Origin of the sequence: Aquimarina macrocephali (assembly GCF_051627225.1) — a bacterium.
GTDB lineage: Bacteria > Bacteroidota > Bacteroidia > Flavobacteriales > Flavobacteriaceae > Aquimarina > Aquimarina macrocephali.
This window is the reverse complement of the sequence record NZ_CP151795.1, coordinates 448,147-473,103: the sequence shown is the minus strand read 5'-3', so window position 1 is coordinate 473,103 and position 24,957 is coordinate 448,147. Positions and strand designations below refer to the sequence as shown.

Sequence of the window (24,957 nt, the reverse complement as noted above, 5' to 3'; positions counted from 1 at the left end):
TATGATGTTGAGTTTAGTAATTTAGACTTTATAATTCGTGCATCGTAATTCGCAATTCGTAATTAATTAAATTATCTTTGCGCTTTAATTTCTAATATAATGAGTCAAGAAGTAAGTAAACGTTATGCGCAACGTGGAGTTTCTGCGTCCAAAGAAGATGTGCATAGTGCAATTAAAAATATTGATAAAGGACTTTTTCCAAAGGCATTTTGCAAAATTGTACCAGATCATTTAACCGGTGATCAAGAATATTGTTTGATTATGCATGCCGATGGAGCAGGAACCAAATCTTCTCTGGCATATATGTATTGGAAAGAAACCGGAGACGTATCTGTATGGAAAGGAATTGCTCAAGATGCACTAATCATGAATATCGATGATTTATTATGTGTGGGAGCAACTGATAATATAATGTTGTCTTCTACTATCGGAAGAAATAAAAACCTGATCCCAGGCGAAGTGATATCTGCAATCATTAACGGAACCGAAGAATTACTTAAAGAACTTAAAGGTTTTGGAGTTGAAATCCATTCTACAGGTGGAGAAACTGCCGACGTTGGAGATCTGGTACGAACGATTATTGTAGATTCTACAGTAACTGCTCGTATGAAACGTAAAGATGTAGTTGATAATGCAAATATAAAGGCAGGTGATGTAATTGTAGGGTTGGCTTCTTTTGGGCAGGCAAGCTATGAAAAAGAATATAATGGTGGTATGGGAAGCAATGGCTTAACATCTGCTCGCCATGATGTGTTTAGTAAAACTCTTGCAGAAAAATACCCGGAAAGCTTTGATCCCTCTGTACCTTCAGACTTGGTGTACTCTGGTAAAACGAATTTAACCGATGCTGTTGAAAATGCACCGATCGATGCCGGTAAATTAGTGTTGTCACCTACCAGAACATACGCTCCTATTATTAAAAAAATATTAGCAAATTTCGATAAAGAAACCATTCACGGAATGGTGCATTGCAGTGGTGGTGCTCAAACTAAGATTCTACATTTTGTAGATAATCTGCATATCGTAAAAGATAACTTATTTGATGTCCCTCCGCTATTTAAATTGATTCAGGAAAATTCTGGGACAGATTGGAAAGAAATGTACCAGGTATTTAATATGGGACATCGTATGGAGCTCTATGTTTCTCCAGAAATAGCAGAAGAAATCATATCGATTTCAAAAAGTTTTAACGTAGATGCCAAAATAGTTGGCCGTGTCGAGGCTTCTGAAGAGAAAAAACTTACCATCAAAAGTGAGTTTGGAACTTATATCTATTAGATTGTTATAATTAAAATATACTAATAATGTTTTACCTATGATAGAGATTTCAAAAATCGAAGAGAAAGAGATAATGGAAGGTTTCAAAGGTAAATTTATTCATGCCGAACATTCAACTCTCGCCTTTTGGGAAATAAAGAAAGGAGCAGTTTTACCTTTACATTCTCATGTTCATGAACAGACAACACAGGTTTTAGAAGGTAAATTAGAGTTAACAATCGGTGAGGAAACAAATATCTATGAAAAAGGGTTTGTTGCCGTAATACCCCCGAACGTAGCTCATAGTGGAACGGCATTGACAGATTGCAGAGTCTTAGACACTTTTAGTCCGGTAAGAGAAGATTATAAAAATTTTGTTTGAGGATAGAATTCCTAAATGATACTTTCGATTGAATTTATGCAGAGCGATCATAATGCCCGAGATGGCTTCTATAAATAATATTTCAAATACGTTTATTGCTAATACTATAAATTATGTCATTAAGAAAGAGTTGTTAATTCTGTGTATTTTTTTCGCAATACCTCCAATTTTGGATGAATATATTTTCTGCAAAAAGGCTTTTCGGGATTACGCGAATAATAATCGAGAAGCTCAACCCTTGAAGATTTAAATTCCCGAAATGCTAAAACCTGGGTAATAATCTCATTGTCAAAATCTTTTTGAAGTGTATTAAGAATAATTTGTATGATTTGCTTATCATATTCTTCAAAATAGTATACCGCACTTCTGTATTTTTCTCTAAAGCTATGATTAGATGTGCTTTTGTGAGTGTGTAGATGAATTTCGATAAGATCTTTAAGTAGAATTATTTCTGGATCAAAATACACAAGTATCGCTTCAGAAAAATAAGAATTTTCTTTACAGCCTTTAATATATCCTTGCTCAACTTTCACCACTCCTTTTAAAGATTGAAAAACTGCTTCGGTGCACCAATGACATCCACCACCTAATCCTATTTTTTGAAAATTTGTAATCACTTTATAAAAGTCGTAAAAATATTCTAACTCATACATTAAAAACTATTACCGTATATCTTTCAATAGAAAAATACTATACAGTAGCACATTAGGACCAGTTTTATGATCCAATAAGATTTCAAAATTTGAATGTGTTTCTTTTTAAAGATATATGTAAATTGGTCGAGGATAATTATCGATCTTATTTTTGAAATTACTCTAAATTTCAGGTAAGAAATGATATTACACATAATTTATATGTCAGATATTACTAAGTTTTATAGCTTGGCACATATATGTATCGCCTTAATAGGAGGGATATTGTTGTTGGCTATATGGTATAATATAAGGAAACGTTTCAGACAGTTTTTAGAAGAAGATGATTCTCAAAAAAGAATAGATAAAGGTTTGTTATATCTAAGTCTGGCCCTTTTTGTGTGGGTGTTTTCTGGAGGGTGGATTTATATGGGTAATCTGTTCTTATTTACAGATACTATTATCTATGATATAGGATATAGTTTTTTCTCGGTGCTGAATACTCTGGTTTTAATTATGGCGCTGTTTTATTTTGATTTTGCACCTCAGTTTTTGTCAAAAAATAAAAGAAATACCCTTATTCTTATTGGTATTGCAGTGGTAGTGTCTATTGTAACTTTTGTTTTGATTCAAACATTTAAAGATACGCCTGTAGTAAATGGAATACGAATTAGTAGTGTCCCGGATTTGATGTTTTCTTGTCTACTTACTTGGTTGCTTATTGTTTCGTTCTATAGGACATTTATGAATCGAGGATTAAAATTAGTAGCAGTAATTTCGGTAGTGGCCTTTTTCTTAATGCTAGTATCACAAATGCCAGATGTTTTTGTGGTAATGAGCAATGAATTGTATGGGCATTTGATAAAGATTATTGCTAAAACAACATTTATTTCAGTTTTCCTGGTATTAGCAACAAGTTGGGTCATTCAATTGGCATTGACACCTAAGCCTAGCGAAATGACAATTAAATTTATGGATTGGTCATTAGTGAAAATAACAATTCCGTCTAAAGAAATTTATGATAAAACCATAGATTTTGGTTCCAAAACAACGCAATACAAAAACTTATTAAAATTTGCCATAAAACGAAAATATGAGGCAGGAGATGGGCAGTATTTATTAGTAAATTCTGGGGGAGAAATAAAGAGTCAAACCTATTTAAGCAGAATTATAGAAAATATCAATACAATACTTCAGTTACAGCCTATATCACAATTGGAAAGAAAAGATTTGTTCACATTTATGGGGCAGGGAAAATACAGACTTCGAGTTATTCCAGAAAATATTAATATTGATCAAACACTACTAGAAGAGTTCAATAAAACTTCATAAAACATAAATTGTGATTATTTGTAACTACTTGTAAGAGAATAACAATTTAATATAAATTACTATTTTTTAGAACTTTCCTTTTAGTTAATCATAAAGTATTGATGCTTTGTGTTTAGAATAATTTTAAACACATAACATGAATTCAGATCAAACTGAAGTAAGTAGGCAGGAAGTATTCGGACACCCCAAAGGATTATTGTATCTGTTTTTTGCAGAATTATGGGAACGATTCTCTTTTTACGGTATGAAAGCACTTTTGGTGCTATATATGACCAAACATCTTTTATATTCTGACGATAAATCATTTGGAGTAATGGCTGCATATATGTCATTAGTATATGTCACCCCTATGATTGGTGGTATTATAGCAGATAGGTATATTGGATATAGAAAATCCATCATACTTGGAGGAGTTTTGATGGCAGCAGGACATTTTTTTCTAACTATAGAGACCCCTGTATTTTTCTACGGTTCACTGGCCTTAATAATCGTTGGGAATGGTTTCTTTAAACCCAATATTTCAACAATGGTGGGTACATTGTATAAAGAAGGAGATGGGAGAAGAGATTCTGGATTTACGATTTTTTATCTGGGAATTAATTTGGGAGGAGCAATAGCTCCTTTAATGTGTGCCTGGCTTGCCGAATTATATGGATGGCATTATGGGTTTTTATTAGCAGGAATAGGAATGTTGGTTGGGCTTGTAGTTTTTAAACGAGGAACACAACTAGCTGTTTTCGGAGATAAGGGACTAGTGCCCGATATCAAGAATTATGAAAAGAAAATATATGGGCTTAACAAAGGAGACCGAATATGGTTTTTGGCGTGGTTATCGGTTCCTGTATTTGCGTTAATTGTAAGATTTAATGAATTTGAGCATTACCTGGTCTGGATTGCGACTTTCTTTTTGATAGGATATATATCCTATATTTTAACAAAAGTATCAATCAAAGAACGAAAAAGATTATTGGTTGCAGTATATTTTACAAGTCTGTATGCTTTGTTTGCAGCAGTATTTGAACAGGCCGGTAGCTCACTTACATTATTTGCAGACAGAAATGTAAATCTTGTTGGTATTAATGCAGCGCAAACTAATAGTATTAACTCTACCTGGATAGTAGTATTAGCAATCCCTTTTGCACTACTATGGACATTTTTGAGTAAGAAAAAAGCAAACCCTAATTCGGCTATCAAATTTGGTTTAGGAATGCTATTTCTGGGATTAGGGTTTCTAATTTTTGGAATGTCTGCTCAAGAAGTTGATGAATACGCAAGAACACCAATGTTTTATTTGATTTTTGGATACCTTGTCCTAACCGTCGGAGAATTATTCTTATCCCCAATTGGACTTTCTAAAATAACCGAATTATCACCAGTAAAATATGTTACCTTCATTATGGGGGTTTGGTTTTCGGCAAATTTCTATGGACATTTTTTTGCAGGAAAAATAGCAAAACTTACCACTGTAAAAGAGGGAGAAGCCAGTATTTTTTCAGAAGGCCTCTCGGGAACCATAAGTGAGACTATTACAGGATTATCTAATACATTGGTAGAGGGTAATAATACAGAAGCTTTTCAGCAATTATATTCTTATGTGTCTGTATATGCCAATTTTGGTGTTATTACAATGGGAATAGGAGTGGTAGCAATTATGATCTCACCACTTATTAAAAAATTAATGGTAGGTATACACTAATACATAAACCGGATTAAAGTTGAATTTTTAAAATAAAACTCGCAGAAGTTGTTGTGTTGAAAATACAAAGGCCTTCAGGATCATGATCCTGAAGGCCTGTTTCATTATAGAAACATAAGTAATTATGATTTAAATTTGGTGGTGATTTTTGTTTCGGTCTCTGTATCATCTTCTTTTGCATCTACAAGTTCAATGATGTGATCATCATCAAATTTTCCATCTTTTTTCAGAATAAACACAGGAACAGGAAGTAAAGAAGCCATTATAATAAGTAAGACCAAGGCTAAGCGCCTCAACGTTTTTTTGAACTTTTTCATTTCTGGGAATTAATAATACCTATTCGTTTCTTTTTGTAAGAAATAAACAAGTTGTTAGTAGATTATTTGTAAACCGTATAGGTGATAGGTGGATAAGATGTTATCCTATAAAATTGAAATGAAAAACATCTTCTTTATCGTTGTAAGAAGAATTGTATTGAGTGTTGATTATTTTATGTTTGTGAAACAAACGAATAAAAAAAGATTGATTTTTTTTAATAACCCTGTTAAGCTTAGTGTGGTTTATTGATAAGAGAGTCAGGTATTTGTATTCGATATATGGAGAATCACTGCTTTTTTCTGGATCAATAACATTGCTAAAAAAAATAATGTTTTGAGGCGAAGCAGACCCTTCTGGTGAAACCAGTAATTCAATAGTTTCTTTAAAATCAACAGGCTGGGTATAATTAGAATACCCTCCAATATGTGTTAAAAGAATAAATACCCCTAACCATTTAAGAGTAAGAAAACTTAAATATGTACCTGTGCGATTTTGCATATCAATACAAATTTACGATTTTTTAACCAGGATAAGATGATATGATATTACAATGATGATTATATATAGTTGTCAATATAGGACAATACTATAACCTGCTATATTTCATAAATTTGTACTGTGAATAAGAAAGATGAATATGTAAAGAGGATGCAAAGCACAGCCTTGTATCTTCGAGAGAATTTCAATAAAAATTTTGAGATTAAAAAACTCGAAGAGGTCTCTAATTTCTCATATCGAAACTTACAACGCATCTTTAAAGGATACTATAAAGAAACTATTGGAGCCTATATTACCAGGCTTAAAATAGAAAGTGGAGCAAAAATGCTTTTATATCAAAACCAGACAATATCACAAATTGCAATAGAAGTGGGGTATTCTGATTTACAGGCGTTTAGTAAAGTTTTTAAAAAGCACTTTGGAATTTCTCCACAGGAGTATAAAAGCAAAAAAGAAGACATCCTAACGTCGATAGTAAAGAATACTAAAGTAGCAATGAGTTTTTATGAAGAGAGAATAATCAACTTGTCAGAACAAAAGGTTTTTTATAAAACGATCATGGCAGACTATTATAGTGATAAAATTGAAAATGTTTGGGATGAATTACATGATGAAGCTATAAGGTTAGAGGTGAATATATCTGAATCAGAAACTATTGGGATTATTTGGGACGAACCATTAATATCAGAAGCAATTCGATGTAATTATGATGCTTGCTTTACATTACCTCAAGACTGTGATTTTAAGAATAAATTTAGTATAAAAGTTTTGCCAGAACAAACATATGCAGTTTTTACACATTATGGATCTTATGCCTCACTGCAAAAGACTTATGATAAGATTTTTGGAAATTGGATATTAAGTACAAAGTATGAAGTGTCTGAATCCCCTTTTTTAGAATTGTATAAAATAAATAGCATGCATAGCGATGATCCCAAGGATTATGTAACAGAAATATATATCCCCGTAAAATGATAATACCAAATATTAAAAGCAATCAAATGAAACTTATAACCTTTATTATAACATTAATGGTAAGTGCAAATTCTTGTAATAAAGATGATAATTCTATGTCAAATCAAAAGCAGGAAATTACAGTCGCCTATATCAACGGAACTATTTTTACTGTAAACCCGGAACAGGTATGGGCAGAGGCTATAATTGTTGAAGGAAATAAGATAATCTATGTGGGAAATACTGATAAAGCTTTAGCACAGATAAGTAAAGATACAGAAGTAATAGACCTTAAAAGAGCTACAGTAATACCAGGAATACATGATGTACATATGCATCCATTAGAAGCTTCATCAGAAAATTTTAAGTTTATTTTAAAAGAAGGTAATGATCCCGAAAATTATGCGTCCGCAATTCGTAAAGCATTACTTGATTTTCCTGATGAAGAATGGCTTTTGGGCTGGGGAGTAGATTTGTATACTCTTCTTGAAGCCAAACGTTCTCCTATAGATATTTTGGATGATATAAGTAGCACCAGGCCTATTGCAATTATGGAGCGTACTTCTCATTCTATTTGGGTAAATTCTAAAGCATTAGAAATAGCAGGAATAGATATTAATTCAGAAAACCCAACAGGAGGAATTTATATGAGAGACGAAAATGATAAGCTTAATGGAATTCTGATAGATAATGCAGGAAATCTTATTTTAGATATGGCCCTGACTCCTACAAGTCAAACTAAAGAAAATGATTATAACGGTTTAGTAAATTTTGCATTACCAGAGTTAGCTAAAAATGGAATAACCTCTATTTGCGATGCACGAACCTATTGGAAAAGAGATCATCATACCATATGGAAACGAGTAGAAAAAGAAGGAAAACTTTCTGCTCGAGTTAATTTAGGACTATGGGGATACCCTATGCAGGATGATGAGTCACAAATATCATCACTAAAATCATTATATGAAAATGATAGTAATAGTCTTTTAAAAATAAACCAAATCAAGCTATACAGTGATGGAATAGTTCATAATACAACGGCGGCAATGCAAGAAGAGTACCGAATAGATCTTTTTCAGGAATCGAAGAATAACGGGTTGAGTTATTTTACTCAAAACCGAATAACAAGTTATATTCAGCAATTAGAAAATGTAGGGTTTGATTTTCATATTCATGCTATTGGAAATAGGGGAGTCAAGGAATCTTTAAATGCAATAGAAACAGCAAGTAATGGTTCAGGAAGACATAGAATTACACATGTTGAAATAGTAACCCCATCAGATTTAACACGTTTTTCTCAATTAAATGTAACAGCAGATTGTCAGGTTGCAGGTGATTTTACACAACCAGATCAATGGGATGAGAATGTAGAACTTATAGGAAAGGAGAGTTCGCAAAATCTGATTCCTATAAAGAGTTTAAAAGAAGCCGATGCCAGAATTACATTAAGTAGTGATTGGGATGTGAGTAGTATAAACCCATTTGTAGGAATGCAAAATGCGGTAACCCGTTTTCCGCAAAATATAACCATAGAAGAAGCTGTAAAAGCATATACCTTTAATGGGGCTTATGTTATGCGACAGGAGACAGAAGTAGGGTCTATTGAAGTAGGAAAGAAAGCGGATTTTGTAGTGCTAAATCAGAATATTTTTTCTGTAGATCCTAATAGAATTGCTACTACCAAAGTGGATATGACTGTATTTGATGGAGAGGTAATTTTTGAAAGAAAATAAAAAACCAGGAATCATGGGTGTTGTCGGCTCAAACAACTTCAAATTAAGTTTGTATATAAAATTGATTTGTAATCTTATCATGCTGTATGAGCTTTTGACAAAAAAGCTTACTTTTGTAAATTCTACAGATTAGGAAGAATACACTATGATTGATAAATTAAATATTGTAAAGCAACGATTTGATGAAGTGAGTGATTTAATCATTCAACCAGATATTATTGCAGATCAAAAAAAATACGTACAGCTTAATAAAGAATACAAAGATCTTAGGGCCCTTATGGATGAAAGAGAGCGATATATAGAGCTCACTGACAATCAAAAGGAAGCCGAGGAAATTATTGCTGATGGCAGTGATGCAGAGATGGTAGAAATGGCCAAAATGCAGTTAGAAGAAGCTAAAGAAGAATTACCTGGTTTGGAAGAAAAAATTCGTTTTATGCTTGTGCCAAAAGATCCAGAAGATGCTAAGAACTGTGTGGTAGAAATTCGCGCAGGAACGGGAGGGGATGAAGCGAGTATTTTTGCAGGAGATTTATTTAGAATGTATACTAAATATTGTGAAGGTAGGGGATGGAGTACTAGTGTGGTTGACCTTAATGAAGGAACCAGTGGTGGTTACAAAGAAATTATTTTTGAAGTCAATGGTGAAGATGTTTATGGGGTATTAAAGTTTGAAGCAGGTGTGCATCGTGTACAACGGGTTCCCCAGACCGAAACACAAGGTCGAGTACATACCAGTGCTGCAACCGTAATGGTTCTGCCTGAAGCTGAAGAATTTGATATCGAGTTGGATATGCAAGAAGTACGTATTGAACGTACTACTTCTACAGGACCAGGAGGACAGTCTGTGAATACGACGTATTCGGCAATTAAATTACATCATGAGCCTACAGGAATGATTGTAAGTTGCCAGGATCAGAAATCATCACATAAAAACCTCGAAAAAGCATTAAAAGTATTGCGTTCTCGATTGTATGATATGGAATTGGAGAAGAAGCAAGCTGCTGATTCTGAGAAACGAAAAAGTATGGTGTCATCTGGAGATCGTTCTGCAAAAATTAGAACTTATAACTATCCACAAGGAAGAGTTACTGATCACCGTATTGGTCTAACACTATATGATTTAGGTAATATTATAGATGGAGATATTCAGAAAATCATCGATGAACTTCAGTTGGTAGCGAATACAGAAAAACTAAAAGAATCTAACGAGATTTTTTAAAAATAAAATTGAATGTATAAAAAAAGCCGATGTATTTTACATCGGCTTTTTTTATGTTATTGTCCCGTCCTGAAATAAGTTGACACAAAATTGACTTATTTATGAAAGATTCAGGAAACACTAACAAGAAGCGTACTCAACGCGATTACAATTTAGGTTTTAAATTGGGAGTGGTATCCCAAGTAGAAAAAGGCGAGATGACCTATAAACAAGCCCAGAAGGCTTATGGTATCCAGGGAAGAAGTACTGTTTTGGTTTGGTTACGAAAACATGGTACCTTAGACTGGAGCAAGCCAATTCGTTATCACATGCCAAAATCTAAAGAGACTCCAGTCCAAAAGATCAAACGTTTAGAGCGAGAATTATCGGATGAGAAGTTGAGAAATAAGATTCTTAACACTATGATTGATATCTCTGATCAACAGTATGGCACTTCTATCAGAAAAAAGTTTTCTCCCAAACCATCCACCGAATCAGACAAGACCATCGATTAAGCTTATCGCGTTGTTGTCGATTGTTTGGGATCACAAGACAAGCTGTCTATCAATTAGAAAAACGTAAAGCTAAAAGAGCAGAAGAACTTGTTCAAATAGGAGAATTAGTTCGATCTATAAGAATGGAGATGCCAAGATTAGGCACTCGTAAGCTATATTATTTACTGAAAGTAGAGATATCCAAATTAGGTATAAAAATGGGTAGAGATGCACTTTTTAATTACTTAAGATCTGAACACCTGTTGATACGACCAAAGAAAAATTATACAAAAACCACAAACTCTAAGCACTGGCTTAGAAAACACCCTAATTTGATGAAAGACAGTAAAGCTTCAAGGCCAGAAGAATTTTTTGTTAGTGATATTACTTATATCAAAAGCAGAGAACGTACTCATTATTTATCTCTAGTTACAGACGCCTATAGCCGAAAGATTATGGGATATCAACTCAGTGATGATATGAGTGCAGAAAATGTTGTAAAGGCAATCAAAATGGCAACTAAAAATAGAGTAACTAATAAACAGCTTATCCATCATTCTGATAGAGGATTACAATATTGTTCGATAGTTTATCAAAAAGAATTACAACTCAACAATATAATACCATCAATGACCGATGGATATGATTGTTATCAGAATGCTTTGGCAGAAAGAATTAATGGTACGCTAAAAGGAGAATTTTTAATATATACTTGTGAAAATGGTAGAGAACTAAAGCAACTCATCAAAGAATCAATTTACACCTATAATAACAAAAGACCGCACTTCAGTCTTAATTATAAAACTCCTAACTTTATACACAACAAAAAAACCATTGAAGCTAGATTCAATGGTTTGAATTAAATTATTAAAAAACTGTCAACCTATTTTAGGACGACTCATATTTCATCTGTTTAATTAATTCCGGTTCTATTTCTTGATCGTATTACAAAATACAAACCAACAATAATAAAAGGAATGCTTAACCATTGACCTGTTGATAGTAGACCTAAAGCGTTTTCAAAACCTCCTTGGCTTGATTTAACGTATTCTACAATAAAGCGTACTGTAAATATTAGAATTAAATACATTCCGAAAAGAAACCCACTATTATTTCGTTTATCTGTTTTCCAGTAGATCAACCATAAGATAATGGATACAAATATATATCCAAAAGCTTCATATAATTGAGCCGGATGACGATATGGAATAGCTTCTAGTAGATTAGAGAATTTAGGGTTTTCTACGATTGCAGAATACGCTTTATTAACGCTATCCATTCCCGTCTCTTTCAAAGCTTCTCTTTTGCTTAAACCATCGCGTATAAACTTTACTCCAAAAAAAGAATCGCCAGATTCTTTTCCAATAATCTCAGAGTTAAAAAAATTACCTAATCGAACAAAAATACCTCCAAATGCAGCCGGAATAGTAACTCTGTCTAGAACCCAAAGCGGATGTTTATGTAGGATTTTTTTAGAATAATAATACATTGCAATTATAAAAGCAATAGCGGCTCCATGACTCGCTAATCCTTGAAAACCTATAAATTCAAATGCCGGCTTAAACCTGAAAGGCAAAAGAATTTCTAAAAGATTGTTCTTGTAATAATCCCAGTCATAAAAAAACACATGTCCTAATCGGGCACCTAATAATGTACCAATAACAGCATATATAAATACAGAATCTAGCTTTTCCATAGAGACATTCTCTCGGATATAGATTTTCTTCATTAGATACCAGCCTAATGTAAAGGCAATTACAAACATTAAGCTGTAAAAACGAATAACAAAAAAGCCGAGATCTATTCCTTCAACTGGATTCCAGGTAATTTTTGTAAATATCATGCGTGAGTTTTATTTTTTAAAAGTAAATATAAGTATTTATATGAGAAACGTATTACACATTTATATATTGAGAAAATGACCGAACGTTTTATGAATACAATCATTATGAACGTATTTTTTTCATTCATTTTTTAATTGATTCGTTCTCAACATCAGGAACCGGATCATAGCCACTGCCTCCCCAGGGGTGACAGCTAAAAATACGTTTAATTGAAAGCATTCCTCCTTTAAAAAGCCCATGTTTTTGTAATGCTTCGAGGGTATAATGCGAACAAGTAGGTTGATAACGACAGGTAGCCGGAGTTAATGGTGATATCAGGTTTTGATATAGCTTAACCAATACCACAAATGGAAATATTAAAATTTGTTTTATAGTCGTCTTAAAAGCCAAAACGATTTAATTTAATGAAAAACTAGTGCCATCTCGGCCATCCTTAAGTTGAATACCAATTTCTATAAGTTCATCCCTTATTTTATCACTAGTAGCAAAATCTTTATTGGCTCTTGCTTCTGCTCTTAGGTTAATCAATAATTCTACAGTTCCAGAAAGCTTATCACTTATATCTGAAGCAGTTTCATTTATATTCACTAATCCAAGAACATCAAATACAAAACCATGTATGGTTTTACGCAATAATTCAAGATCTGCTGCAGAAATTGTAGCCTTTTGTTCTTTAATTGTATTAATAAACTTAACAGCATCAAATAACTTAGCAATTAGGATAGGACTGTTAAAATCATCGTTCATCGCATCATAGCATTCCTGTCTCCAGGCTTGTATATTAAATCCTTTGGTAGCAGAACTAACTGATAGTGAATCGATAGCTTGTATGGCATCTATTAATCTGTAAAATCCCTTTTCTGAAGCTTCTAATGCATCATTAGAAAAATCCAGGATACTTCTGTAATGTGCCTGAAGCATAAAAAACCGAACAATAGTAGGGTCAAATGGCTTATCTAAAAAATCATTGTTTCCCGAAAACAATTCTCCCGGAGAGATAGTATTTCCAGTTGATTTAGACATTTTTTTGCCATTAAGAGTAAGCATATTGGCATGCATCCAATAATTAACAGGGGTTTGACCACAAGCGGCTTCGCCCTGTGCAATTTCACATTCGTGATGAGGGAATTTTAAATCCATTCCTCCTCCATGAATATCAAATCGTTCACCTAGATATTTGGTGCTCATTACAGTACATTCTAAGTGCCAACCTGGGAAACCATCACTCCATGGCGATGGCCAACGCATAATGTGTTGAGGTTCTGCTTTTTTCCAAAGTGCAAAATCCTGAGGATTTTTTTTGTCACTTTGAGCAGATAACTCCCGGGTATTTGCAATCATATCCTCGAGATTACGCCCACTTAACTTCCCGTAATTGTTAGTTTCATTAAATTTTTGAACATCAAAATATACAGAACCATTGGATTCATATGCAAAACCATTACCAATGATGGTTTTGATAATCTCAATTTGTTCTACGATATGCCCCGTTGCTGTAGGTTCTATACTTGGCGATATTGCATTAAATTTAGACATAACATTATGAAAATCTAATGTATATCGCTGAACGATTTCCATGGGCTCTAACTGTTCTAATCGTGCTTTTTTTGCAACTTTATCTTCACCTTCATCTGCATCATTTTCAAGATGACCAGCATCCGTAATATTTCTAACATAGCGAACTTTATACTCCAAATGTCTTAGGTATCTAAATACTAAGTCGAAAGAAATAAATGTACGACAGTTTCCTAAATGTACATTGCTATAAACCGTAGGGCCACATACATACATACCTATATTACCTTCTGTAATAGATTTAAATGTTTCTTTTTGACCTGAAATAGAATTATAAATTTTTAATTCCTGAGTTTTATACAACGAAGTTGCTGCCATAATGTAGAGTGATGCTTATGATTTTGTTGAAAATAAAATTAAAAGGTAGTGTCTAATTTGATATAATCTAAAAATTCTCTTTTTACAGATTGCTCTTTAAATTTACCACCGAACTCACTAGTAACGGTACTGCTTTCTATGTCTCTGATTCCTCGTGAATTTACACATAAATGCTTTGCATCGATAACACAAGCTACATCCTTTGTTCCTAGGACTACTTGTAAATCTTGAACAATTTGCATAGTCAGGCGTTCCTGTACTTGTGGGCGTTTTGCATAATAATCAACAATACGATTCATTTTGGATAACCCAACGACAGTGCCATTAGATATATACGCCACATGAGCCCGACCAACTATAGGAAGTAAATGATGTTCGCAAGTAGAATATACAGTAATATTTTTCTCTACCAGCATCTCTCCATATTTGTAATGATTGTCAAATGTAGAGGCATCAGGTTTTCTTTGAGGATGAAGGCCTGAAAAAATTTCATTTACAAACATTTTTGCTACACGTTGAGGAGTACCTTTAAGACTATCATCGGTTAGATCTAGTCCCAAAGTTTCCATAATATGTTTTACATCTTCTTTAATCAAAGCAATTTTTTCGGTATCACTAAGTTTAAAGGCATCTTCTCTAAGAGGAGTGGTAGCGCTAGTAGCTACATGATTATCACCTAGCGCTTCAATAGCTTCAAGGGCCTTGTCAATTTTCACACTTCAAAATTTTATAATTTATCAAAATTCTCACAAAAAAATAGTAAAGCAAAAAAAGTCATGCATAGAAGTATTTCTTAGCCAATTCTTACTTTTTTGTTTTTTTTGTAACATAAATAGAACAGTATTAATTAATACCTTCTATATTATGGTGTGCAAAGATACGATTTTGTTGTTTTACTTAGTAAAAGCTATGTTAAACAATTGTAGATATTAGTTTTCTTGGAGAAGTTCTGTATATTTAAGTCCCAAATTGAACTGTAACACACGAAAAATAAAGTTTTAACGTTATATGAAAATGGCAAAAGGATTACCTCAAATTTTGTTGCTTTTTAGCATTCTTGTTTTTAAAAGTACTTTTTTTTATGCTCAGGACTTTGATGTAGCTTGTAGAGCTGCTCAACCTTTTTGTTCTGATGCTTCTTTAGAATTGACCTTCCCTAATGTAACTGGTGATATGGATGGCCTTGGTGAAGTAGGTTGTTTAAATACGACTCCTAATCCAGCATGGTACTTTATTCGTATTGATCAACCAGGAGAATTGATTTTTGATATCCAGCAATGGGTTGATGGTAATGATAATAGTAATTTAGATAGAGGAGAAAGGCAACTTGATGTAGATTTTATTGCCTGGGGACCTTTTACCACCTCATTTGTGAATTGTGATATTCTCTCTCAGGGATGTGATAATAATGGGGACGGAGATAATATACGTCCAGCAGAATGTGTAAATAATGTCGATGATCCAGATTATTATATTAATAATATGGACAATACTAATATTGTGGATTGTAGTTATGCAAGAACGCCAGATGATGATATTTATATAGAGACACTAACGATACCTAATGCTCAATCTGATGAGTACTATATTATTCTAATTACTAATTTTGCAGATGAGGCAGGAGTTATTCAACTTCAGCAAACCAATCTTAATGAAGATAATGCAGGAACTACAGATTGTAGTATTTTAGAACCAGGTGTAGGACCTGATATTGCGACATGTGGTGAATTTCCGATTACTATAGAAGGAAGATTTCCTAGAGCTGTAACCTATCAATGGGCTAGAGCAGATGTAGGGACTACTAATTTTGTAAATGTTCCGGGTCCTCCTGGAGTAATACCATTTTTAGAAGTTACTACAGAAGGAGTGTACCAATTGAGAGGTTTTGATGAAACGGGAACCGAAGTTCCGGATTCTCCAGATGATTTGGTGGTTCTGGATGTTTCAGATGCTGTTGTTTCTGTAGGGTATTCTATCGCAGAAGAATCTTTTGCAGGTGGGTATACGATTACAGCAGAAGTAGTAGCTGCTCCTGATGTAGAAGCTGCAGGGTTTGATGATTTTGAGTATAGACTTGACCGAGATATAGGGAATGGTTTTTTAGAATATAGACCTTTTCAATCTTCTCCCGTATTTTCTAATGTTCCTCCAGGAGATTATTTTGTTACGGCCAGATATGCAAACTGCCCTGCCAGTGAAGAAATATCTGATGTTATTATGATTTTAGGATATCCTAAATATTTTACACCAAATGGTGATGGTTTTCACGATACCTGGAGTCTGATTAATATCGAAGGCCAGCCTACAGCACAGATTTATATATTTGATAGATATGGTAAGTTGCTAAAACAACTAAGAGCCGGAGGTCCGGGATGGGATGGTACTTATAACGGAAAAAATATGCCTTCTTCAGATTATTGGTTTAGAGTAGAATTTAATGAACCCAGAGATCCGAATATGCGTCGGAGAGTTTTTGCTGGTAATTTTTCATTAATACGATAAAATACTTTTATATAAAAAAACCGAGATTATAGTATCTCGGTTTTTTGTTGTTGTATAAGGTAAATATTATTCTAAAAATTCATACCAAAAGTAAATGTAAGGTTTTGGGTATGACTATCTACAAGAGTAGTGTTATTAAAACCAGAATTAGGATAAAATTGCTCGGTATGTTCTTGTTCACTGTAATCATAAGCAATATCAATTTTAAATTTTCCAAAAGAATACCCTGCTCCAAAAGAATATCCTGTTTTTTCTCCAAGAATCAAATCATTTTTATAAGGACTCTCTTCAAAACGATATCCGCCTCTAATGCTCCAGTTTTCAACCCTCCATTCGGTACCAAGTCTTATGGTAGAGACGGCTTGTAAATTGTCATTAATCTCTCGATTAAGATTAGAGAAGCTAATATTTTCATCAGAGCTTAGTTTTGTTGTAGAATAATCTTTGTAAGAATAATCCAGACTGATTAAGCCATGTTGTTTGAATAATATAGCAATACTACCTGTCGCTTTTGCTGGTGTACGTAATTTATATTCAGGAAAAACATTGATAACATCAGGATCTACAATGGATCTTCCGTCTGCATCGCTAAATGTTTCTAGGCGTTGAGTGGTCTCTTCTTCGATATAATACCAGGTAGGTGATTCAAAAGAAGCTCCTAAACGAATCATTTCAGAAACTTTGGCAATTCCACCAACTTGAGCAGAAAACCCTCCACCGGTAGTGGATAATTTATTGGTAAATGTTACTTCATTAACATTACTGCCGGCATTGTTATTTCCTTCAAAAAACTCGGTAACTCTATCATAATTAATAAAGTGCGAGTTTATATTGAGTCCTACATAAAAAGTTTGATTAATTTGTGCGCCTCCATTTAAAGTGAATTTTCCATTTAGACCAGTGCTTTCATGATAATATTCCTGGTCAAAAACGCCAGGTGCAATATTCGAAAAATAAGAAGTGTTGTCAGGGTTATTAACATCGGTTGCTTCTATGACAAAGGCTTCACGGCCTAAGAAAGCTTGCTGAGTAGCATATCCTTCAGATTCTCCAAGAAAACTATAAAGTTGATCTACAGATTCTCCTGCTCTTCTTGAAATCAAATCCAGAGGGAGTCCTTGTGCTTCAGAAAGAAAAAAGTTATCGATTGAATTAGAACTTCTTCCTAGGGCAACAAATTCATTAGCGTTATTTGCAGTTTGATCATAGGCTAGTCCTAATGAAAGTTTATTAATAATCGATTCATCATTGTAATGATCGAAAACAAAAACTGCTCCTACTTGATTAAAATTTAAGTTTCTAGAATCACGATTAGTTAAACGATCAGAATAGTTTGCGTCGTTATCTATATGGGTTGTAGAAAGAGTAACTGAGCCATGAGGATTCAGAAAAACTGCTGATCCTGCCGGGTTAATTTGCAGAGCAGATAAATCTCCCCCTAGAGCACCAAAAGCACCACTCATAGCTCTATAACGTGCAGTACCAAGGATATCTTGTTGTGAATAACGTAATGCATCAGTAATATCTTGAGCACTCAAAAAAGACATAGACAGTATACCTATGAATAAGAATAGCTTTTTCATCAATTTTTTAAATTTTGAATTACAGAATACCCCAAAAATAAATAAGATATTCGGGAAAGTTATCTAACAATTGTTTTTTTAGGTTAGAATTAAGGTTTTTAGTTTCTTCCGCGACTTCTGCTTCTGCTACCACCACGACTTCCGCTGCTTCTAGATCTGCTACTGCTGCTTCTTGCCGAAGAACCACTACTACGAGGAGCGCTACTTCTTGAGTACCCAGAACTTCGACTTCTTGATGAACTGTTCGATGAAGGAGAATATCCTCTGCTTCTGGTTGAAGAATTACTTCTTGATCTTGTCGTCGTTGTAGGGCTAGAGTATCTTGTAGAATTATTTCTTCCTACAGAAGATGATCGTGAACGAGAATATGTGTTATTTGAAGACCTCGATCTGTTATAATAGTTATTTGTTGAAGATCGTGTTCTTCTGGCAGCATTAACTCTTCTGTTAGCATACCCTTGTCTGCTTCTGCTATAGTTTGATGCTTTTCGTGATCTGGTACTGTAACTTGAATTGTATGCTCTGCGACTTCTAGTAGAATATACGTTTCTTGAACCTCTGTTATAGGCTAGATACCTACTTCTTCCATAGTATGGATATCTGTTGTAATAAGGACGATAATAACCTCTGTAGTAACCGGCATAACCTCCATAAGAGTAAGGAGGGCAATAGTATCCGCCATACCAGTATGGATTGTTCCAGCCAATTCCCCATCCAGGGCCATTCCATCCCCATCCATTGCCGTACCAGCCATTCCATCCCCATCCAGGGCCCCAGTTATTCCAGCCGGTATTGTAAAGATTAACGCTGATTTCAGTAGGATTACTGCCCCATGCTGGTTGTCCAACTTCATAGTTTAATGCAGTAGCAGTAGTATCTGCTACATCATATCCTTCGCTAGAATAAGAATCAATGTCGGTAAAAATTACATCTTGCTCAATTGCTGTATCGATTTGTGCAGATTTTTCAGAAAAATAACTAGAATAATAATTAGATTTTTCATCTGTATTATTAGGTTGAGTCTCAAGATTTTTTTGGCTTCCTGCGTCACTATAAATACCATCTCTATAAGGAGTATATTCATAAGAACCACAAGACGTCAACATAATGATGGCAGCCAAAAGTAAAAAACCTATAGCTCCACTTCTCTGAAAATAATTTTTAAGTCGCATATCTTCTTATTTTATTGTTGAACATTACAAATTTAGTTAGTTTTGCGCTAACTAAATTATATTTAACAGAGCCACAACATTTGTGCCAAATAGAAGTTTATGAGCAAGAATTTAACAAAGCGTAGTGAAGATTATTCAAAATGGTATAACGAATTGGTTGTCAAGGCTGATCTGGCCGAGAATTCGGCAGTAAGAGGATGTATGGTGATTAAGCCGTATGGTTATGCTATTTGGGAAAAAATGCAAGCAGAATTAGATAAAAAATTTAAAGAAACAGGGCATCAAAATGCTTATTTCCCATTATTTGTGCCTAAAAGTTTGTTTGAAGCAGAAGAAAAAAATGCAGAAGGATTTGCTAAAGAATGCGCTGTAGTTACTCATTATAGATTAAAAACTGATCCTGAAGACAGTTCTAAACTGGTTGTAGATCCTAAAGCTAAGCTAGAAGAAGAGTTGATTGTACGTCCAACTTCTGAAGCTATTATTTGGAATACATATAGAGGATGGATACAATCATATAGAGATTTACCGCTATTAATTAATCAATGGGCTAATGTGGTGCGATGGGAAATGCGTACCAGGTTGTTTCTTAGAACGGCAGAGTTTTTATGGCAAGAAGGACATACAGCTCATGCCACAAGGCAAGAGGCAATTGCTGAAACAGAACAGATGAATAATATATATGCAGATTTTGCAGAGCAATTTATGGCTATTCCTGTGATAAGAGGAAGAAAAACAGAGAGTGAGCGTTTTGCAGGAGCAGAAGATACGTATTGTATCGAGGCACTAATGCAGGATGGGAAAGCGTTACAAGCAGGTACTTCACACTTTCTTGGGCAGAATTTTGCAAAGGCTTTTGATGTGAAATTTACTTCAAAAGAAGGTAAGCTAGATTATGTTTGGGCGACTTCGTGGGGAGTTTCTACTCGTTTGATGGGAGCTTTAATTATGACTCATAGTGATGATAATGGTTTGGTGTTACCACCTAATTTGGCTCCTATTCAGGTAGTAATTGTTCCTATATATAAAGGAGAAGAGCAATTACAGCAAATTTCTGAAGTTGCAAATGAATTGGTTGCTGATTTAAGATCTAAAGGAGTTTCTGTTAAGTTTGATAATAGAGATACGCACAGGCCTGGAGCCAAATTTGCTCAATACGAACTACAAGGAGTTCCTCTTAGGATTGCAATTGGGCCTAAGGATTTAGAAAAAGGGACTGTAGAGCTTGCTCGACGAGATACATTAACAAAACAGTTTGTTTCTAAAGATGAGGTTGTTGTAACTATAGAATCATTACTTGTAGAAATTCAGGAAAGTTTGCATCAAAAAGCAGCTCAATATAGAGATGAACATATTACAGAAGTAAATTCTTTTGATGAATTTAAAGATGTTTTAGAGAATAAAGGAGGATTCATCTCGGCACATTGGGATGGTTCTGCAGAAACAGAACAAAAGATAAAGGAGCTTACTAAGGCTACGATACGATGTATTCCTTTTGATGCAAAAGAAGAAGATGGGGACTGTGTGTATAGTGGTAAGCCATCGAAAATCAGAGTGTTATTTGCTAAGGCTTATTAAGGTTTTAGAAAAAAATAAAATAACACTTGCAGCATTAAAAAATAGTTGTATTTTTGCATCCGCAATTAGACAACATGGCCCGTTCGTCTATCGGCTAGGACGCCAGGTTTTCATCCTGGTAAGAGGGGTTCGATTCCCCTACGGGCTACAATAATGAAATTAATTGCAAATTTAAAGTGAAAGCTATAAATTTGCAATCCTTGAAAAGGGAAATGGCCCGTTCGTCTATCGGCTAGGACGCCAGGTTTTCATCCTGGTAAGAGGGGTTCGATTCCCCTACGGGCTACAAATTTTATAGTAAGAAATTTAATAGAAGAGAGATGGCAAATCATAAGTCAGCATTAAAGAGAATAAGAAGTAATGAGACAAAGCGTCTTAGAAACAGATATCAGCATAAAACTACACGTAATGCTATAAAAAAGTTACGTGAGTCTGATAAGAAAGAAGCGGAGACTTTGTTTCCTACTGTTGTTTCTATGCTTGATAAGTTAGCTAAGAATAATGTTATTCATAAGAATAAAGCTGCTAACTTAAAATCACAATTAGCAAAACACGTAGCTGCGCTTTAAGTAGTACGTTTTTTATATAATATATAAGCTTTTCCATAATATGGAAAGGCTTTTTTTTGTTTTCTAAATAAAACGAAAATATAGATGATGTAGGGGGTACTGGTTATTAATGCTGAATTCTTATTTTATTTACTTTTGTTTTTTTCTTCTATCCATCGAGACATGAATTCTGTGCTTCGTAGTGTGTGATACTGTAGTAAATTGCCTATGAAATTTTTGGCACGATGTTTATTAAGGTTTTTTTGAAGTTTAGAAACCTGATCCAGAAATGGGTTGCAGAAGATTTCTTCCTGAAATCGTGTATTTGTAATCTCTATTCCGTTTTGTTGTGATTGCTGCCAAAGGGTTTCGTTATTGTATAATCTTACGGCTGCTTTGGTAAATTCTGAGGGATCATCGGTTATAAAACCGTTCCAGTCAGATTCCTCATCGAGCATTCCTTCTGCTCCTATAGAGGTTGTTATGCTTGGTGTGCCACAAAGCATGGCTTCTGCAAGTTTTCCTTTAATTCCTGCTCCAAATCGCAATGGAGCAAGGCAAACACGTGCTTGTGACATTATTTCTTTTGCATTTTTTGCCCACCCTTTGATGTAAAATCCTTCTTTGGGATTGTGCAGCTGTGTTGCCTTTGGAGGGGGGTATGCCCCATAAATATGTAATTCTGATTCTGGAAGCTCTTTTCTGATTAATGGCCAAATGGTCTCTTTAAGGTGTAGTACGCTGTTCCAGTTAGGTTCATGACGAAAGTTTCCTATCGTAACAAAATGTTTCCTGTTTTTGTACCCAGGCCATTCTTTTTTTGTTTCTGTAGTGATAGGTTTAAACAGAAATGGTAAATAGAATAATAAATCCTTGTCTATTTTAAAGGTTTCTTTAAGAAGTTTTATTTCAAAATCAGAAATAATTAAAGAAAGGTCGCATCGATAGATGCTTGCGATCTCTCGTTTTGTAATGTCGTTTTGTAAAAGTTGATTACTGTTAAAAACCGTATTGCTTTTAAATGATTCTTGCCGTGTTTTTCTAAGGCTATGTAGGTCTTCTGTATTTAATATTTTTAATGCGTCGGGACAATGTTTTGAAACCCTCCATCCAAATTGTTCTTCTGTCATAAATCGATCAAACAGCACTATATTGGGTTGTTGTTCTATGATAAAATCATCAAAACTGGAGTTATTGAGTTCTATAGTTGTTTTAGAGATGTCTATGTTTTCGAGACTAATCATGTGCTCTGTTTCTGCTGCAGGACTGGCAAATGTGATTTTCCAGTCTTGAGTCTTGAATAGTGCTATAAGTTGCATCATTCTGCTCCCTGCTGCCGAAGAATTGGGTTCTGGCCAAACAAAGCCTATAATGAGGATGTGGTTCATTGTTTGTACAATCAAAAAAGCCTCAGTAAAACTGAGGCTATATATTATTTAACTATCTTTTTGCTATAATTTTGCAAAAAGCGCGTTCATTTTTTCTTTTTCTTCCTTTGCAAGTTCTTGATCAACTAAAATTCGACCACTGTGTTCGTCTGTAATGATTTTCTTGCGAGAAGCGATTTCCATCTGTACCTGAGGCGGAATAGTGAAAAATGATCCTCCAGAAGCACCTCGTTCTATTGGTACAACAGCAAGTCCATTTTTTACATTGCTACGTATTCTTTTATAAGCACTGATTAAGCGATCTTCGATTTCTTTTTGGTAATCTTCAGATTTAGAAATTAAAGCTTGCTCTTCTTTTTCAGTTTCAGCTAAAATAGCATCAAGTTCTCCTTTTTTATGAGAAAGGTGTGAGTCACGTTCACCAAGTTTTCCTTTGGTTTGGTCGATAATCTCGTTTTTTTGAATAATCTGAGCTTTGTGCTCTTTGATATGCTTTTCTGCTAATTGAATTTCTAACTCCTGAAATTCAATTTCTTTACTAAGTGAATTGTATTCACGATTATTACGAACGTTTTTTTGTTGCTCTCCGTATTTTTTGATCAGCGCTTTAGCTTCTTCAATTAAATTTTTCTTGCTACTAATACCTTCGGCGATAGTCTCAAGATCATTGTTTAGCTTTTCTAATCTTTTATTTAATCCGGCTACTTCATCTTCAAGATCTTCAACTTCTAATGGTAATTCTCCGCGTACGTTTCTAATCTCATCAACTCTAGAGTCTATTAATTGCAAGTCATATAAAGCTCTTAATTTTTGCTCAACAGTAACTTCTTTCTTTGCCATATTTTATATGTATTGAATTGGATTGGTATTTTTATCCGATAAAATGATTGCAAAATTACTGATTTTTTTTCTAAGATAACTAACAATTAGGTTTTTTGTGTATTGTTCGCTTTCATAATGACCAATATCGGCCAATATTAATCTACCTTCGGCTTCATAGAATTGATGATATTTTAAATCTGCGGTGATAAAAATATCTGCACCTGCGTGATGTGCATTAGTAATTGCAAAACTACCGCTGCCTCCTAAAACAGCTACTTTTTTGATGGGTTTGTTTAGTAATGCCGAGTGCCGGACACATCCTGTTTTGAAAACATTTTTGATATGTTTTAAAAAATCAAGCTCTTCTATTGGATTTGGTAGTTCTCCAATCATGCCCATTCCAATATTTTGATTTTTATTTTCGAGAGTAGTAATTTCATAGGCGACTTCTTCATAAGAATGATTCTCAAAAAGCGTTTTAAGGATTTTACTTTCACAATGTTTGGGGTATGTTACCTGAATCTGAGTTTCTTTTTCGCGATGTGTTTTTCCGATTTCACCAATTGAAGGCTTTGCAGTATCTAAAGCTCTAAATGTTCCTGTTCCTTCAGAAGAAAAACTACAATTGTCATAATTGCCAATGGTTCCAGCTCCTGCTTCAAATAGTTTGCTGCGGAGTATTTCAGCTTCAGCAATAGGAGCGAAGGTGACTAGTTTTTTAATATTTCCGCTTTGTGGGATAAGAATTTTACGATTCACAAGTCCTAATTGCTCACACATCATATCGTTTACACCATATATCGAATTGTCTAGCGCAGTATGAATGGCAAAAATGGCAATATCATTTTTGATAGCTTTCATTATTACTCGCTCTACATAGTTGCTACCATTAAACTTTTTGAGTCCCTTAAATACGATTGGGTGAAAGCTTATAATCAAATTACACTTGTTTTCTATAGCTTCATCTACTATGTTTTCCAGAGTATCCAGAGTTACCAGAATTCCTGTTACCACAGTTTCGGGACTACCAACCAATAAGCCAACATTATCAAAGTCTTCTGCGTATGCGATTGGAGCTAAAGTTTCAAGATGCTGTATAACCTCTTTTATTTGCATTATAATATGTTTTT

Annotated in this window: 23 protein-coding genes and 2 tRNA genes; 13 read left to right on the top strand and 12 right to left on the bottom strand. The window is 34.2% G+C overall.

Translation table 11 applies throughout. The features are described from left to right. Positions 1 to 99 precede the first annotated feature (99 nt). The gene (locus AAFU52_RS02105) at positions 100 to 1,278 is read left to right on the top strand and encodes an AIR synthase related protein (protein WP_438425069.1); all 1,179 of its coding nucleotides are present in this window, start codon (positions 100 to 102) and stop codon (positions 1,276 to 1,278) included. 37 nt (positions 1,279 to 1,315) lie between these two features. After that, entirely contained in the window at positions 1,316 to 1,639 is a 324-nt protein-coding gene (locus tag AAFU52_RS02100; RefSeq protein WP_438425068.1) for a cupin domain-containing protein, read from the top strand. A gap of 119 nt (positions 1,640 to 1,758) precedes the next feature. On the opposite strand, the gene AAFU52_RS02095 is transcribed toward AAFU52_RS02100, so the two are convergent. Then, the gene (locus tag AAFU52_RS02095; protein ID WP_438425065.1) at positions 1,759 to 2,292 is read right to left on the bottom strand and encodes a peptide-methionine (S)-S-oxide reductase; all 534 of its coding nucleotides are present in this window, start codon (positions 2,290 to 2,292) and stop codon (positions 1,759 to 1,761) included. Between the two features lie 201 nt (positions 2,293 to 2,493). Here AAFU52_RS02095 and AAFU52_RS02090 point away from each other — a divergent pair, with 201 nt between their 5' ends. Together AAFU52_RS02090 and AAFU52_RS02085 are read left to right on the top strand one after the other, a co-directional pair. Further along, on the top strand, positions 2,494 to 3,603 hold the full coding sequence (locus tag AAFU52_RS02090) for a hypothetical protein (RefSeq protein ID WP_438425062.1): 1,110 nt from the start codon (positions 2,494 to 2,496) through the stop codon (positions 3,601 to 3,603). A 136-nt stretch (positions 3,604 to 3,739) separates the two neighbouring features. Further along, complete coding sequence (locus AAFU52_RS02085) at positions 3,740 to 5,299, top strand: peptide MFS transporter (protein ID WP_438425060.1); 1,560 nt, start codon at positions 3,740 to 3,742, stop codon at positions 5,297 to 5,299. 122 nt (positions 5,300 to 5,421) lie between these two features. Here the strand turns inward: AAFU52_RS02085 and AAFU52_RS02080 are convergent, their stop codons facing one another. Both AAFU52_RS02080 and AAFU52_RS02075 read right to left on the bottom strand, forming a co-directional pair. Next, complete coding sequence (locus AAFU52_RS02080) at positions 5,422 to 5,616, bottom strand: hypothetical protein (protein WP_152538566.1); 195 nt, start codon at positions 5,614 to 5,616, stop codon at positions 5,422 to 5,424. 100 nt (positions 5,617 to 5,716) lie between these two features. Then, on the bottom strand, positions 5,717 to 6,115 hold the full coding sequence (locus tag AAFU52_RS02075) for a hypothetical protein (RefSeq protein WP_024770794.1): 399 nt from the start codon (positions 6,113 to 6,115) through the stop codon (positions 5,717 to 5,719). A 120-nt stretch (positions 6,116 to 6,235) separates the two neighbouring features. Here AAFU52_RS02075 and AAFU52_RS02070 point away from each other — a divergent pair, with 120 nt between their 5' ends. The 4 genes from AAFU52_RS02070 (at position 6,236) to AAFU52_RS02055 (ending at position 11,360) form a co-directional block, all read left to right on the top strand. Beyond that, the gene (locus tag AAFU52_RS02070) at positions 6,236 to 7,090 is read left to right on the top strand and encodes an AraC family transcriptional regulator (protein ID WP_438425057.1); all 855 of its coding nucleotides are present in this window, start codon (positions 6,236 to 6,238) and stop codon (positions 7,088 to 7,090) included. A gap of 26 nt (positions 7,091 to 7,116) precedes the next feature. Next, entirely contained in the window at positions 7,117 to 8,802 is a 1,686-nt protein-coding gene (locus AAFU52_RS02065) for an amidohydrolase (RefSeq protein ID WP_438425055.1), read from the top strand. A 145-nt stretch (positions 8,803 to 8,947) separates the two neighbouring features. Beyond that, positions 8,948 to 10,024 (top strand): peptide chain release factor 1, encoded by a 1,077-nt coding sequence (prfA, locus tag AAFU52_RS02060; protein WP_024770791.1) that lies wholly within the window; start codon positions 8,948 to 8,950, stop codon positions 10,022 to 10,024. Between the two features lie 101 nt (positions 10,025 to 10,125). After that, positions 10,126 to 11,360 (top strand): IS3 family transposase gene (locus AAFU52_RS02055; protein WP_438425053.1). Its coding sequence is split into 2 segments (ribosomal slippage): positions 10,126 to 10,462 and positions 10,462 to 11,360, totalling 1,236 coding nucleotides; the frame shifts between segments, so codons are not numbered across the junction. 50 nt (positions 11,361 to 11,410) lie between these two features. Here the strand turns inward: AAFU52_RS02055 and lgt are convergent. The 4 genes from lgt to folE form a co-directional block, all read right to left on the bottom strand. Next, positions 11,411 to 12,340, bottom strand: coding sequence for a prolipoprotein diacylglyceryl transferase (gene lgt / locus AAFU52_RS02050; protein ID WP_024770790.1), 930 nt, complete (start codon positions 12,338 to 12,340; stop codon positions 11,411 to 11,413). A gap of 124 nt (positions 12,341 to 12,464) precedes the next feature. After that, a complete protein-coding gene (yidD, locus tag AAFU52_RS02045) occupies positions 12,465 to 12,713 on the bottom strand; it encodes a membrane protein insertion efficiency factor YidD (protein WP_024770789.1) in 249 nt (82 codons plus the stop codon). A gap of 24 nt (positions 12,714 to 12,737) precedes the next feature. Further along, a complete protein-coding gene (cysS, locus tag AAFU52_RS02040; protein ID WP_438425050.1) occupies positions 12,738 to 14,234 on the bottom strand; it encodes a cysteine--tRNA ligase in 1,497 nt (498 codons plus the stop codon). A gap of 38 nt (positions 14,235 to 14,272) precedes the next feature. Continuing rightward, entirely contained in the window at positions 14,273 to 14,950 is a 678-nt protein-coding gene (gene folE / locus AAFU52_RS02035) for a GTP cyclohydrolase I FolE (RefSeq protein ID WP_024770787.1), read from the bottom strand. A gap of 298 nt (positions 14,951 to 15,248) precedes the next feature. Here folE and AAFU52_RS02030 point away from each other — a divergent pair, with 298 nt between their 5' ends. Next, complete coding sequence (locus AAFU52_RS02030; RefSeq protein ID WP_438425049.1) at positions 15,249 to 16,736, top strand: T9SS type B sorting domain-containing protein; 1,488 nt, start codon at positions 15,249 to 15,251, stop codon at positions 16,734 to 16,736. Positions 16,737 to 16,807: 71 nt separating this feature from the next. On the opposite strand, the gene AAFU52_RS02025 is transcribed toward AAFU52_RS02030, so the two are convergent. Then, a complete protein-coding gene (locus AAFU52_RS02025) occupies positions 16,808 to 18,319 on the bottom strand; it encodes an OmpP1/FadL family transporter (protein WP_438425046.1) in 1,512 nt (503 codons plus the stop codon). Between the two features lie 98 nt (positions 18,320 to 18,417). After that, positions 18,418 to 19,491 carry a hypothetical protein gene (locus AAFU52_RS02020; RefSeq protein ID WP_438425044.1) on the bottom strand — a complete coding sequence of 358 codons (1,074 nt, stop codon included), beginning with the start codon at positions 19,489 to 19,491 and terminating at the stop codon, positions 18,418 to 18,420. A gap of 99 nt (positions 19,492 to 19,590) precedes the next feature. On the opposite strand from AAFU52_RS02020, the gene proS reads away from it, so the two are divergent. From proS to rpsT, 4 genes are all read left to right on the top strand, one after another. Next, positions 19,591 to 21,069 carry a proline--tRNA ligase gene (gene proS, locus AAFU52_RS02015; protein WP_024770783.1) on the top strand — a complete coding sequence of 493 codons (1,479 nt, stop codon included), beginning with the start codon at positions 19,591 to 19,593 and terminating at the stop codon, positions 21,067 to 21,069. Between the two features lie 76 nt (positions 21,070 to 21,145). Beyond that, positions 21,146 to 21,217 (top strand) — tRNA-Glu (locus tag AAFU52_RS02010). 66 nt (positions 21,218 to 21,283) lie between these two features. After that, a tRNA-Glu gene (locus AAFU52_RS02005) sits at positions 21,284 to 21,355 on the top strand. 34 nt (positions 21,356 to 21,389) lie between these two features. Further along, the gene (rpsT, locus tag AAFU52_RS02000; protein WP_024770782.1) at positions 21,390 to 21,638 is read left to right on the top strand and encodes a 30S ribosomal protein S20; all 249 of its coding nucleotides are present in this window, start codon (positions 21,390 to 21,392) and stop codon (positions 21,636 to 21,638) included. A gap of 125 nt (positions 21,639 to 21,763) precedes the next feature. On the opposite strand, the gene AAFU52_RS01995 is transcribed toward rpsT, so the two are convergent. The 3 genes from AAFU52_RS01995 to AAFU52_RS01985 form a co-directional block, all read right to left on the bottom strand. Continuing rightward, entirely contained in the window at positions 21,764 to 23,005 is a 1,242-nt protein-coding gene (locus AAFU52_RS01995; protein ID WP_024770781.1) for a glycosyltransferase, read from the bottom strand. A 63-nt stretch (positions 23,006 to 23,068) separates the two neighbouring features. Then, a complete protein-coding gene (locus tag AAFU52_RS01990; RefSeq protein ID WP_024770780.1) occupies positions 23,069 to 23,845 on the bottom strand; it encodes a zinc ribbon domain-containing protein in 777 nt (258 codons plus the stop codon). Between the two features lie 3 nt (positions 23,846 to 23,848). Then, positions 23,849 to 24,943 carry a Nif3-like dinuclear metal center hexameric protein gene (locus AAFU52_RS01985; protein WP_438425039.1) on the bottom strand — a complete coding sequence of 365 codons (1,095 nt, stop codon included), beginning with the start codon at positions 24,941 to 24,943 and terminating at the stop codon, positions 23,849 to 23,851. Positions 24,944 to 24,957: the final 14 nt, after the last annotated feature.

Excerpts from the sequence above, each read along its gene's own strand:
- AAFU52_RS02105 (WP_438425069.1), top strand. The coding sequence starts at position 100 with ATGAGTCAAGAAGTAAGTAAACGTTATGCGCAACGTGGAGTTTCTGCG.
- AAFU52_RS02100 (WP_438425068.1), top strand. The coding sequence starts at position 1,316 with ATGATAGAGATTTCAAAAATCGAAGAGAAAGAGATAATGGAAGGTTTC.
- AAFU52_RS02095 (WP_438425065.1), bottom strand. The coding sequence starts at position 2,292 with ATGTATGAGTTAGAATATTTTTACGACTTTTATAAAGTGATTACAAAT.
- AAFU52_RS02090 (WP_438425062.1), top strand. The coding sequence starts at position 2,494 with ATGTCAGATATTACTAAGTTTTATAGCTTGGCACATATATGTATCGCC.
- AAFU52_RS02085 (WP_438425060.1), top strand. The coding sequence starts at position 3,740 with ATGAATTCAGATCAAACTGAAGTAAGTAGGCAGGAAGTATTCGGACAC.
- AAFU52_RS02080 (WP_152538566.1), bottom strand. The coding sequence starts at position 5,616 with ATGAAAAAGTTCAAAAAAACGTTGAGGCGCTTAGCCTTGGTCTTACTT.
- AAFU52_RS02075 (WP_024770794.1), bottom strand. The coding sequence starts at position 6,115 with ATGCAAAATCGCACAGGTACATATTTAAGTTTTCTTACTCTTAAATGG.
- AAFU52_RS02065 (WP_438425055.1), top strand. The coding sequence starts at position 7,117 with ATGAAACTTATAACCTTTATTATAACATTAATGGTAAGTGCAAATTCT.
- prfA (WP_024770791.1), top strand. The coding sequence starts at position 8,948 with ATGATTGATAAATTAAATATTGTAAAGCAACGATTTGATGAAGTGAGT.
- lgt (WP_024770790.1), bottom strand. The coding sequence starts at position 12,340 with ATGATATTTACAAAAATTACCTGGAATCCAGTTGAAGGAATAGATCTC.
- cysS (WP_438425050.1), bottom strand. The coding sequence starts at position 14,234 with ATGGCAGCAACTTCGTTGTATAAAACTCAGGAATTAAAAATTTATAAT.
- AAFU52_RS02030 (WP_438425049.1), top strand. The coding sequence starts at position 15,249 with ATGGCAAAAGGATTACCTCAAATTTTGTTGCTTTTTAGCATTCTTGTT.
- AAFU52_RS02025 (WP_438425046.1), bottom strand. The coding sequence starts at position 18,319 with ATGAAAAAGCTATTCTTATTCATAGGTATACTGTCTATGTCTTTTTTG.
- AAFU52_RS02020 (WP_438425044.1), bottom strand. The coding sequence starts at position 19,491 with ATGCGACTTAAAAATTATTTTCAGAGAAGTGGAGCTATAGGTTTTTTA.
- proS (WP_024770783.1), top strand. The coding sequence starts at position 19,591 with ATGAGCAAGAATTTAACAAAGCGTAGTGAAGATTATTCAAAATGGTAT.
- rpsT (WP_024770782.1), top strand. The coding sequence starts at position 21,390 with ATGGCAAATCATAAGTCAGCATTAAAGAGAATAAGAAGTAATGAGACA.
- AAFU52_RS01995 (WP_024770781.1), bottom strand. The coding sequence starts at position 23,005 with ATGAACCACATCCTCATTATAGGCTTTGTTTGGCCAGAACCCAATTCT.
- AAFU52_RS01990 (WP_024770780.1), bottom strand. The coding sequence starts at position 23,845 with ATGGCAAAGAAAGAAGTTACTGTTGAGCAAAAATTAAGAGCTTTATAT.
- AAFU52_RS01985 (WP_438425039.1), bottom strand. The coding sequence starts at position 24,943 with ATGCAAATAAAAGAGGTTATACAGCATCTTGAAACTTTAGCTCCAATC.